Source organism: Amphritea atlantica, assembly GCF_900111095.1.
Classification (GTDB): Bacteria; Pseudomonadota; Gammaproteobacteria; order Pseudomonadales; family Balneatricaceae; genus Amphritea; species Amphritea atlantica.
Map to the genome: position 1 here is coordinate 25,528 of NZ_FOGB01000024.1, position 9,997 is coordinate 35,524.

Genomic DNA, 9,997 nt, shown 5'->3' on the forward strand with positions numbered 1-9,997 from the left:
TTGATGAAATTTAAAGTGCGCGGTGGCGTACACGCGGATGAGCGCAAAGAGCAGAGCACAGAGACACCGATCCGGGTATTGGGTATACCGCCGCTGCTATCGATCCCTCTCAGCCAGCACGCAGGTCTGCCCGCGAAACCGATTGTTGCAGAGGGACAGCTTGTCCTCAAAGGCGAGCTGATCGGTACCACGGCGGGTGACCGCTCGGCATCAATCCATGCGCCAACATCGGGAAAAGTACTGGGTATCGGTCGGATTCAGGCGCCTCACCCGTCACTGCTGAGTTACGATGCGATCCATATTGAGCCGGATGGACTGGATACGGTCTATGTTCCTGAGAACCCCATCGACCCGCAACAGCTGAGTGCTGAAGCGATTGCCGACCTGGTGGATGGCGCCGGGATTGTCGGTCTGGGGGGCGCGACCTACCCTGCAGCACTGAAACTCAAAGCCGGATCGCGACAGAATGTTCACACCCTGATTCTGAATGGCAGTGAGTGTGAGCCCTACCTCACCTGTGACGATATGCTGATGCGCGAGCGCGCCGCTGAGATTATCAGTGGTGCCCAGCTGATTCTCAAAGCGATTAACGCCAAACAGGTTATTGCCGGTATTGAGGACAACAAACCGCAAGCGATCAGAGCGATGCGGGAAGCGGCCCAGACACACGACAATGTTGAGATCAGGGTGATTCCAACCCGCTATCCGATGGGTTCAGCCAAACAGCTGATCAAAGTGATCACCGGTCGCGAGGTACCCACGGGCGGGCGCAGTTCAGATATTGGCGTGTTGGTTCACAACGTCGCTACCTCCTTTGCGGTACATCAGGCGATCTATCAGGCCCGTCCCCTGATCTCCCGGGTGGTGACACTTTCGGGACAGGCACTGGCAACACCGCAAAATGTCGAGGTGCTGATCGGCACCCCGGTACAGTGGCTGCTGGAGCAGTGCGACGGGCTGGTCTCAACGCCAGCACGGATGCTGATGGGCGGACCGATGATGGGACAGATTTTGCCCAATACTGGTGTGCCTATCACCAAAGGGGCAAGCGCAATTCTGGCATTGACAGAAGAGGAGATTAACTCAGCTGAGGTATCCCCCTGCATCCGTTGTGGCAGCTGTGTCCAGGCCTGCCCCATGGGCCTGCTACCGCTGGAGATGGCCCGCCACTCCCGGGCAGATGATTATGATGGCGCCAACGAGTTCGGCCTGAAAGACTGCATTCTGTGTGGCTCCTGTGCCTATGTCTGCCCCTCCCATATCCCCCTGGTGCATTATTTCCAGTTTGCCAAAGGCAAGCATCGGGAGAATCAGATTCAGACCAGAAAAGGGGAATATACCAAATCACTGTCTGAGGCACGCATGGCACGGCAGGAAAAAGAGGCTGCAGCGAAAGCCGCTGCTAAAGCGGAAAAGGCAGCGAAAGCGGAAGCCCGCAAGAAAGCTAAAAGTCAAGTTGAGAAGGTCTGAGCACTATGATGATTTCATCCCCCCATGCGCATGATCGCAGCTCTGTCGAAAGAACGATGTATCTGGTCTGCTTTGCACTACTCCCCGCAACACTGCTGGGGTTTTATCTGTTTGGCTGGCCTGCCATCAACCTCTGGGTTCTCTGTATTGCCTCAGCAATGGCGGGTGAACTGCTATGTTTATCACTGGCGGGTAAACGCTTAAGTGCAGCCCTGGATGGTTCGGCCATACTCACCGGCTGGATTATCGCGATGACCCTCCCCCCATGGGGTCCCTGGTGGCTGGCGGTTACCGGCACGCTGTTTGCCATTGTCATTGGCAAACATCTCTACGGAGGACTGGGACAAAATCTGTTTAACCCCGCCATGCTGACCCGGGTCGGACTGCTGATTTCCTTCCCTCTGGAGATGACCACCTGGGCCAATGTTAATCCTATAACTAATGCAACCGCTCCCGGCTTTATTGAAGGCCTGGAGATCACCTTTGTGGCAGCGCCCCTGAGTGATGCGCTCACCGGTGCCACGGCACTGGGCCATGTAAAAACCGCGCTGACCGCTTCCATTCCTTCCACTGTTTCGGTGGCGGAAATTTTCAGTGTAAACGACGCGCTGACCGGATTTACCCGTGGCAGTCTGGGGGAGACCTCGGCACTGCTGATGCTGGCAGGTGGCATCTTCCTGATCTGGAAACGGATCATTCAGTGGTATATCCCGGTTGCCCTGATCGTCACCGTGGCGGCCATGGCAACCCTGTTCAACAGTATCGATGCTGAACGTTACGCCCCGGCGGTTTACCATCTGCTATCGGGCGCACTGATGTTTGGGGCCTTCTTTATTGCGACCGACCCGGTCACTTCGCCCTCCAATGTCAAAGGCCAGTTGATCTACGGCATGGGCATCGGTCTGGTCACTTTTACCATCCGCACCTGGGGTTCCTTCCCAGAGGCTATCGGTTTTGCTGTGCTGTTTATGAATGCACTGACCCCTATTATCGATCGCTACTTCCGTCCAAGAATCTATGGCTACGACTACAAGGGCGCGCCCCTGAAAGTGGCGAAAGAGTAGTGATAAAGAGGAGTAAACAATGAAGCCCACCAGAGCGATTGCAATCCCCAGCTTTACCCACCGCATCGGTTATCAGGCCGGTTTGCTCGGCGGTATGGCAACCATCATCAGCCTGCTGCTGATCATGGGTGATCAGAGCACCCGGGACGATATTCAGCTAAGACTCGAGGAAGACACCCGGGTCATGCTGGATCAGGTACTCCCTGCTGACCTGTATGACAACAACCCGCTGGAGCTGCGCTACAGTCTCAAAGACAGCCCCTTCCCCGGCCATAACGTCGCCTATCTGGCGACCCGGAATGGCCAGTTGTCCGGCCTTGCCATGGAGGTGGTCGGCAAGGGTTACAGCGGTGATATCGTATTACTGCTCGGGCTGAATGAGAAAGGCGAAATTACCGGCGTGCGCACCATCAGCCACGCAGAAACCCCTGGACTGGGGGACAAAATAGAGATTAAAAAGAATGACTGGGTCACCTCTTTTAATGGCTATTCGCTGGAAAACCACTCGGCAACCCAGTGGCAGGTGAAAAAAGATGGCGGCGATTTCGACCAGTTTACCGGTGCCACCATCACCCCCAGAGCGGTCGTAAAAGCGGTTAAAACCGGCCTGATACATTACAGTCAGCAGCGCGCCACGATTGAGGGGCAGCTCAGCGCTGCGATGAGCGCAAATAAGGAGGCTTCAAAATGACACAGCAATCCTATGCAGAGATCTGGGCCGACGGGTTGTGGAATAACAACGTCGTACTCGGGCAGATGCTGGCACTCTGCCCGCTGATGGCGGTCACCACCACCGCCAGTAACGGACTGGGAATGGGCATCGCCACCCTGGCGGTGATGCTGGTCTCCAATATGCTGGTCTCGATGATACGCGGGATTATCACCCCTCAGGTACGGATACCGGTATTTATTCTGCTGATCGCAGCGATGGTGACCCTGGTGGATATGTTCCTCAACGCCTGGATGCACGAGCTGTATCAGGTACTGGGGCTGTTTATCCCGCTGATCGTCACCAACTGCGCCATACTCGGCCGGGTGGAAAGTTTCGCCTCAAAAAACAATGTCGGCCCATCGATGATCGATGGTCTGGCCATGGGGATCGGCTTTACCTGGGTGCTGGTGCTGCTGGGCGGTATGCGCGAACTGTTTGGCAGCGGAACCCTGTTTGCCGATGCCTCACTGCTGCTGGGCAACAGTTTCGCATTTATTGAGATGACGATCTTTCCCGATTATGGCGGTACCCTGCTGCTGATCCTTCCGCCTGGTGGCTTTATCTGTCTGGGGCTTATTCTGGCAGGCAAGCGGGTCACCGACCGTAAACTGGAAGCACGCAGAAACGCCATTCAGGGTAGTTTGCAGGAGGAGTCTGCATGAAAGTGTCAATCGCCTACGCCGGAGAAAGCAAACAGCTCTGGTCAGATATTGAGATCGATGACAGTGCGACGGTAGAAACCGCCATCCAAGCATCTCAGATTCTGGAGCAATGCCCCGAGATCAATCTGAAAACCCAGAAAATCGGCATCTTCGGTAAGCTCACCCGGTTGAACGCCGCTCTTGAGGAAGGCGACCGGATTGAGATCTATCGCAAAATCATACGCGTATTTGACGAAGACGATGACGATGAGGATGATTAATTCCTGAAGGGCTCAGGGCGTTTTTACCACAGAGGGCACAGAGGGCACAGAGAAAAGAGTTGAACGGGATAGATTTTCAACAGATCTGTTCCCTTTTTTTTGTTGTAGACAAAAGATTATTTATGAGAATTGACTCGACACTGATAACAATAACCCTTTCGACCGTTTGTTGTTTAGACCTTCATGAAAAATGTGGGCTTGCACCGACAGCATAAAGAAATATATTAATAATATTTAGACTTTCTTACCATCACAGGAAAAATTGAAATAAAAACATTTTCTCTGTTATATTTATTATACATAAAAAGATAATTCAGGAGCTGAGCCACCGCACCGTAAACCTTATATTGAAGAAGCTCGCCCTTTATACCTATACAGACATCATAAGTTTCATAACGTACAATATCGTTTCCATACGGCGTATCTTTTAGAAAGTAACCACCCGATTCAACTCGTATCGGTCTAAGTTTCGGTGAAGCCTCCTGCTTTTCTTTTATTCTAACATAACTTAATACTTCGCTTTTTTTGTCTACATATTCAAGAGCTATACGCAAATCATCTGGAACATTCTTAAGTACAACCTCATTTTGCTTTCCTTCGTGGGAGACCTTAAAACGCATTGTATAGATATTTTCCGGGTGCTCTGCTTTACGATAGTAGACAAAACCTAAAATCATTGTTATAAAAACAAGTAAATTAATAAAAATTGCGCTATCTAACAAAACATTAATACCATCAAAAATAATCATATAATAACCCTTTATTAATAGTTACTCGTTCCCACGCTCCCGCGTGGGAATGCATACCTCGCTGACCATGCTCCACAAACCTTAAATAATCCAGGCCCGGCATAACCGTTTGCACTGGAGCATCACCAATGCACAACTTCATCCACATTACCTCGCTTGAAGAGGGCGACCGAATCGAGATCTATCGCAAAATCGTCCGCGTGTTTGATGCAGGTGATGACCACGATAATTAAGCCACCAGGGCGTTTTTACCACAGAGGGCACAGAGGACATAGAGAAAAGAGTCAGGAGGGGTAAACAGGTCTGTTCCCTTTTACTCTGTGGACGATGCTTAATGGCCTGGTTACATCACATAGTTCGACACTTCGATAAGGTTGCCATCAGGATCTCTAAAATAAACAGATACGATTTTACCCGTTGCACCCGTTCGATTAACCGGCCCTTCAATAACAGGCACATTACAAGCCTTCAGATGCGCAATAACCTGTTCTACTGGCTGTTTGATAATAAAGCATAGATCGGAACTACCTGACGTAGCCCTGCCCGCTTTAGGCTCAAACTCCTTACCCAGTTGATGCAGGTTTATTTTCTGACATCCAAAGGATAATGCTACCCGCCCCTCTCCAAAAACAACCTTCTCCATCCCCATAACAGATGTATAGAAACCTACAGTTTCATCAATATCCTTAACGGTCAGAACAAGGTGGTCGATTCTTTCTACTTGCACAATGACTCCTGATTAATAGAGATATGGCACCCAGCGTATGAACGAGCGATGATCCGCAGCTGCACCTGTTAAGTGGCTCTGACTTCCCTGAGATGTTGCAATTTAAGCCCCCTGATAAACCTTAAAGGCAGTTTCTGCAATTGAGGACGTAAGGAAGTAGGTAATCAAAAAAATAATGATAGGGAAAACCAGCGCAAAACCGGCTTTAAATTCAATAAACTGATGATTGACAGCTTTTTTGAACTCTCCATCATATAGTTTTCTTTCTTCACTCCCTCCGGTCTCCTTCATCTCTTTCTGGAACTGGTTATAGTTCCTGAAGCACTCACGAAACATATGAATACCGATCGGGATAGCGATTAGCAGTCCTAAGATTAGTCCGATAAGCTGAGGCCAGTGTTCCATCATATCTGCTCAGTTAACAATCGAAATCAGCCAGCAGCTTAAGTGTTGCTAATACACTGGTGAAAGTACAACTATACATGCCGCAATTATAAATTCGATAAAAAACTGGGTTTGTGGTTTTTTACGCACAAGAGATGCTATAAAAAACGACGAACTAAATAAGGCTGAAAATGCAATTACCATGACACAATTCCAGCCCGCAACTCCTACAAACATACGCATTGAAGCTGCTAATTCCCCTTGGACATCTTTGAATACCGCTCCCAGCCCCATAAGAATTGGGAGGTAAAGCAGCAACATGGTGCTAGCTCTAACCGAAAATGACTGCTTACAGTTCCATTTCTGATTCATATTTATCAAGGACACTTAAAACGTTTTGCTTCTTCTGCACCGGGTCTGGCGCGGGCCGTGCGCTTGCACGGGGCGTGACAGGGCCGTTTGTTAGTAACTGCAAAATACAACACATTAATTACGATTCTTTCGAAGGTAAGTTTTCTAACACTTTACAGAACTCTCGATTTGCAGTTCCCTCCCCTTCATAAATATACCCAGTATCAAAAAAAGTGGTTCCGCCTTCAGATTTTATTTGAATACCCCAGCAACCGTGCTTTTCGTCTGGGTTTTCTATAATTTCTACGATTAGTTTTGTCATTTCACTGTCCTTTTCTGATAACTCTAAAATCAGGTGCGCCGTAGGTATTACCTGGATTTTCTTGTTATGTTACGGTAGCTCATATATTGCCGTTTATAACTGACAGCATAAAATCTGAAACCGCTTGACTCAATCCATTTTCTGATAGGTTACTCGCACAAAGTCTTGCTATTCTCGTTTCATTTCCTGTTGCTAGTCTTCTCCTATATGGCGTAAATTTGAAGCCTCGAGAATTTTTTTCATAGGTGAAATAGAAAAGCTGGTTACTGAAATATCCTTGATAATTACCCGTAGAATCTGTTGTCCAGTGCCCGTATAAAGCTATATTTTCCAATGCTCTTCGCATTTCTAATACAGACTGAAATCTTTGAGTAGGGTCTGCTTTTGTCGCTTTTGAGATAACCTTTCTTATTGAGTTCGGAACGAAGGGCCGATAATCTCTTGTCGCTAATACCTTGTTTTTAGCCTTTAGTTGCTCAAAGGAATCCTGCCCAATAGCATCTCTGGTTTCTTTTATTAAACCAAGACCATTTATAAGTCTAAATAAAGTCAAACCAACCTGATAAATATCCGTAAGTACAGAAATATTATTATGTTGAGCCGTTTCTGGAGCCCTGTGTAGTACATATGCATTTGGAGCGGGTGTGGGCTGTAAGTTTGGTGAAACCCCCGAAATTCCATAATCTGTTAAGATTCCTTCTCTTCTCGGACCTATAAGAATATTTGAAGGTTTTATATCATTATGAAACAAACCTTGCTCATGTAAGTATTCAAGACCCCTTAATATATCAATAGATATAGCCAGTGCCTGTGTGATCACAAGAAAGTTTGATGGATTTTGCAGGTTTAAAACTGAACCGTTTGGATGATAGTCCATTGCAATGATGACAATGTTAATACCACTAACTGGAACAACATCTGCATAATGGACATGCACAACGTTTTGATGTTGCAATCTATGTCCTAGTTGAGCCTCTCTAAGATTTTCAGCAGCAGGAGCCATGCTTTCATCAAGAATTTTTACTGCAACTTCTCTGGAGAGGGTTACATCGAGCGCAAGCCAGACTTCACCAAAATTTCCCCCGCCAATAAATCTTATCAATTGATATTTATAGAGGTTGTCGCCTGGTTTCAAACTTATCCTTAGACTCATTTATCACTCCTGACTGAGCATGCTGCAACAATGGCATCCGCGATTTGCTCATTCCAGTGTGTGTCAGTTTTTCCAACAAGCTCTTCAGCGTGATTTTTTACTTCAGCTCTTTTTGTTCCCACCTGTTTATAGATCTTTCCCTCAACCGGAATATCCTGCTCTTTTGCTGCGAGTATGACTGCCGCATCAAAATATGCACCTAGCCTTGAAGATTTAGTATCACTTCTACCGTACTCACCGACCTTCATTACAACATGATCAATATCAGGATTTTGTCTTAGAATTCTGTCTACCTCTTCTTTTTGCCAAGCTAATTTCTCGCTATAGTCTTCCATGCCTGCAGGAACTTTAATCAGGTTCTCAGTTGAAGCATTAAGAAGAGAAGTTTGATCTTCATTAGATTCAATGATGGCATATCTCAATTGACCTGGAGCTGTTCTTATTCCTAATACTTTCATTTTTACTTCCTATTTGACACCGCGAGACGGTGATGGGGGATGCTGTATCTATTGGAACGGAAAGAGTAATTTTGAAGCACGTCGTTTTTCATCCCCTGAAAACGCGCATGCGCGTTTTGTCACTTTCAACCGGCAGATAATCTCACCTGTTGATATCCTTATCTGCCTGATTCTGCACCACTTTTATGAGTTATGCCAGTGTCAAAGCGTGCCAACATTCTGGAGTTATACCAATATACTGTAATGAGTGGAGAGCCATGCATACACAGAATATTGCGATTTATTATCCACAGGAAGATGAGGTGAAAGCAGCCCACCGCTTAACCGTAATATCCAAAAATTCATTGATCACAGCCTCAGCGTTGAATGAGTAAACAACCCCACTCTCTCCTGCCATCCGGCCCTAGTTTCACTACATAAGGAAATCAATAACAGGAGCACATAGGACATCCGTTAATGGTTCCCCTTCATCCAGAGTATCATTTGTTTTCCTCATTAAGATAAAGCACACTCGGACATTACCGACAACACCAACGACAGCAATAACGTCACGATCAAGGAGGCCCTATGAGTGAACAATACATCCCCCCTGCAGTCTGGGTAGATGATACTGCGGGAGGCAACGAATGGGCGAACATCAACAGCCCGGTGTCAGGGGCACGTTACCAACAGGATCTGCCGGTGGGTGATCACCCTTTTCAGCTGTATTCGCTGGGTACACCCAACGGTCAGAAAGTCACCATTATGCTCGAAGAGCTACTGTTGCTTGGCATTAAAGAGGCTGAATACGATGCTTATCTGATTAATATTGGCAAGTCGGAACAGTTCTCTTCCGGGTTTGTCGGCGTCAACCCAAACTCAAAAATTCCCGCACTGGTCGACAGATCGGGGGATGAGGATGTTAATGTCTTCGAATCGGCATCGATTCTGGTCCATTTAGCTGAGAAGTTTGGTCAGTTCCTGCCACAAAGCGGCCCCAGTCGGACAGAGGTATTCAACTGGTTGTTCTGGGCCCAGGGTTCCGCTCCCTTTCTCGGTGGCGGCTTTGGTCATTTCTACGCCTATGCCGATGAAAAACAGGAATACCCCATCAATCGCTATGCCATGGAAACTAAGCGCCAACTGGACGTGTTAGATAAACAGCTGGCAAAACATCCCTATGTGGCAGGCGATGAATACAGCATCGCAGATATCGCCATCTGGCCCTGGTATGGCAATCTGGTTCTGGGGCGTTTATATGATGCTGCAGAGTTTCTGCAGGTTGAAAGCTACAGTCACGTTCTACGATGGGCAAAGATGCTGGAACAACGCGAAGGCGTCAAACGTGGCCGCATCGTTAACAAGTCCTCGGGGGAGGCATGGGAACAACTGCGCGAACGTCACTCCGCCGACGATATTGATAAGGTTTTGGCTTTAGGCTCGCACAGAGCAAGAGAGTAGCTTATCTAGAACGGAAACTTCGTTTCCTGCTAGTCGTTAGACGCGACTGCGTCGCTTGCTAGAAAAAGCGGATAAAGAGCGGGCAGATCTTACATGCTGCAAAGCTGCACAATTACAGACCTGGCGCTAAGCTTTCCCTCTGTGTTCTCGGTGTCCTTAGCATGCCCTCTGGGTACTGTGGTGAACCGCTTTTTCTAACCCATAGCCAGTGGCGCAGCCACGTCTAGAGTAGTTAGAACGGAAAC

Annotated in this window: 13 protein-coding genes; 7 read left to right on the top strand and 6 right to left on the bottom strand. The window is 48.0% G+C overall.

The window, feature by feature from the left end:
• Positions 1-3: 3 nt before the first annotated feature.
• From rsxC to BMY09_RS21580, 5 genes are read left to right on the top strand one after another with little or no spacing between them, the layout of a single operon-like run.
• A complete protein-coding gene (rsxC, locus tag BMY09_RS21560) occupies positions 4-1,470 on the top strand; it encodes an electron transport complex subunit RsxC (RefSeq protein WP_217647486.1) in 1,467 nt (488 codons plus the stop codon).
• A 5-nt stretch (positions 1,471-1,475) separates the two neighbouring features.
• Positions 1,476-2,534 carry an RnfABCDGE type electron transport complex subunit D gene (locus BMY09_RS21565; protein ID WP_217647487.1) on the top strand — a complete coding sequence of 353 codons (1,059 nt, stop codon included), beginning with the start codon at positions 1,476-1,478 and terminating at the stop codon, positions 2,532-2,534.
• Positions 2,535-2,553: 19 nt separating this feature from the next.
• Positions 2,554-3,225, top strand: a complete 672-nt coding sequence (gene rsxG / locus BMY09_RS21570; protein ID WP_091362209.1) for an electron transport complex subunit RsxG — start codon at positions 2,554-2,556, stop codon at positions 3,223-3,225.
• Positions 3,222-3,908 carry an electron transport complex subunit E gene (locus tag BMY09_RS21575; RefSeq protein ID WP_091362210.1) on the top strand — a complete coding sequence of 229 codons (687 nt, stop codon included), beginning with the start codon at positions 3,222-3,224 and terminating at the stop codon, positions 3,906-3,908. Before rsxG ends, BMY09_RS21575 begins: the two co-directional genes overlap by 4 nt.
• The gene (locus BMY09_RS21580; RefSeq protein WP_091362211.1) at positions 3,905-4,168 is read left to right on the top strand and encodes an RnfH family protein; all 264 of its coding nucleotides are present in this window, start codon (positions 3,905-3,907) and stop codon (positions 4,166-4,168) included. The genes BMY09_RS21575 and BMY09_RS21580 overlap by 4 nt, the downstream gene beginning before the upstream one ends.
• 224 nt (positions 4,169-4,392) lie before the next feature.
• Here BMY09_RS21580 and BMY09_RS21585 read toward each other — a convergent pair whose 3' ends face one another.
• The gene (locus BMY09_RS21585) at positions 4,393-4,917 is read right to left on the bottom strand and encodes a hypothetical protein (RefSeq protein ID WP_091362212.1); all 525 of its coding nucleotides are present in this window, start codon (positions 4,915-4,917) and stop codon (positions 4,393-4,395) included.
• Positions 4,918-5,045: 128 nt separating this feature from the next.
• Between BMY09_RS21585 and BMY09_RS22295 the strand changes: the two genes are divergently transcribed.
• A complete protein-coding gene (locus BMY09_RS22295) occupies positions 5,046-5,150 on the top strand; it encodes an RnfH family protein (protein WP_139203238.1) in 105 nt (34 codons plus the stop codon).
• Positions 5,151-5,260: 110 nt separating this feature from the next.
• Here BMY09_RS22295 and BMY09_RS21590 read toward each other — a convergent pair whose 3' ends face one another.
• From BMY09_RS21590 to BMY09_RS21615, 5 genes are all read right to left on the bottom strand, one after another.
• Positions 5,261-5,644: a VOC family protein gene (locus tag BMY09_RS21590; protein ID WP_091362213.1), complete on the bottom strand. Its 384-nt coding sequence runs from the start codon at positions 5,642-5,644 to the stop codon at positions 5,261-5,263.
• Positions 5,645-5,746: 102 nt separating this feature from the next.
• Positions 5,747-6,052, bottom strand: coding sequence for a hypothetical protein (locus tag BMY09_RS21595; protein ID WP_175483630.1), 306 nt, complete (start codon positions 6,050-6,052; stop codon positions 5,747-5,749).
• 466 nt (positions 6,053-6,518) lie between these two features.
• Positions 6,519-6,701, bottom strand: coding sequence for a hypothetical protein (locus tag BMY09_RS21605; RefSeq protein ID WP_091362216.1), 183 nt, complete (start codon positions 6,699-6,701; stop codon positions 6,519-6,521).
• A gap of 79 nt (positions 6,702-6,780) precedes the next feature.
• Positions 6,781-7,854, bottom strand: a complete 1,074-nt coding sequence (locus BMY09_RS21610) for a serine/threonine-protein kinase (RefSeq protein WP_091362217.1) — start codon at positions 7,852-7,854, stop codon at positions 6,781-6,783.
• Positions 7,851-8,312, bottom strand: coding sequence for a hypothetical protein (locus tag BMY09_RS21615; protein WP_091362218.1), 462 nt, complete (start codon positions 8,310-8,312; stop codon positions 7,851-7,853). Before BMY09_RS21615 ends, BMY09_RS21610 begins: the two co-directional genes overlap by 4 nt.
• Positions 8,313-8,879: 567 nt before the next feature.
• Between BMY09_RS21615 and yghU the strand changes: the two genes are divergently transcribed.
• Positions 8,880-9,752, top strand: coding sequence for a glutathione-dependent disulfide-bond oxidoreductase (gene yghU, locus BMY09_RS21620; protein WP_091362219.1), 873 nt, complete (start codon positions 8,880-8,882; stop codon positions 9,750-9,752).
• Positions 9,753-9,997 lie beyond the last annotated feature (245 nt).

Excerpts from the sequence above, each read along its gene's own strand:
- yghU (WP_091362219.1), top strand. The coding sequence starts at position 8,880 with ATGAGTGAACAATACATCCCCCCTGCAGTCTGGGTAGATGATACTGCG.
- BMY09_RS21610 (WP_091362217.1), bottom strand. The coding sequence starts at position 7,854 with ATGAGTCTAAGGATAAGTTTGAAACCAGGCGACAACCTCTATAAATAT.
- rsxG (WP_091362209.1), top strand. The coding sequence starts at position 2,554 with ATGAAGCCCACCAGAGCGATTGCAATCCCCAGCTTTACCCACCGCATC.
- BMY09_RS21565 (WP_217647487.1), top strand. The coding sequence starts at position 1,476 with ATGATGATTTCATCCCCCCATGCGCATGATCGCAGCTCTGTCGAAAGA.
- rsxC (WP_217647486.1), top strand. The coding sequence starts at position 4 with ATGAAATTTAAAGTGCGCGGTGGCGTACACGCGGATGAGCGCAAAGAG.
- BMY09_RS21580 (WP_091362211.1), top strand. The coding sequence starts at position 3,905 with ATGAAAGTGTCAATCGCCTACGCCGGAGAAAGCAAACAGCTCTGGTCA.
- BMY09_RS22295 (WP_139203238.1), top strand. The coding sequence starts at position 5,046 with ATGCACAACTTCATCCACATTACCTCGCTTGAAGAGGGCGACCGAATC.
- BMY09_RS21585 (WP_091362212.1), bottom strand. The coding sequence starts at position 4,917 with ATGATTATTTTTGATGGTATTAATGTTTTGTTAGATAGCGCAATTTTT.
- BMY09_RS21605 (WP_091362216.1), bottom strand. The coding sequence starts at position 6,701 with ATGACAAAACTAATCGTAGAAATTATAGAAAACCCAGACGAAAAGCAC.
- BMY09_RS21615 (WP_091362218.1), bottom strand. The coding sequence starts at position 8,312 with ATGAAAGTATTAGGAATAAGAACAGCTCCAGGTCAATTGAGATATGCC.
- BMY09_RS21575 (WP_091362210.1), top strand. The coding sequence starts at position 3,222 with ATGACACAGCAATCCTATGCAGAGATCTGGGCCGACGGGTTGTGGAAT.
- BMY09_RS21595 (WP_175483630.1), bottom strand. The coding sequence starts at position 6,052 with ATGATGGAACACTGGCCTCAGCTTATCGGACTAATCTTAGGACTGCTA.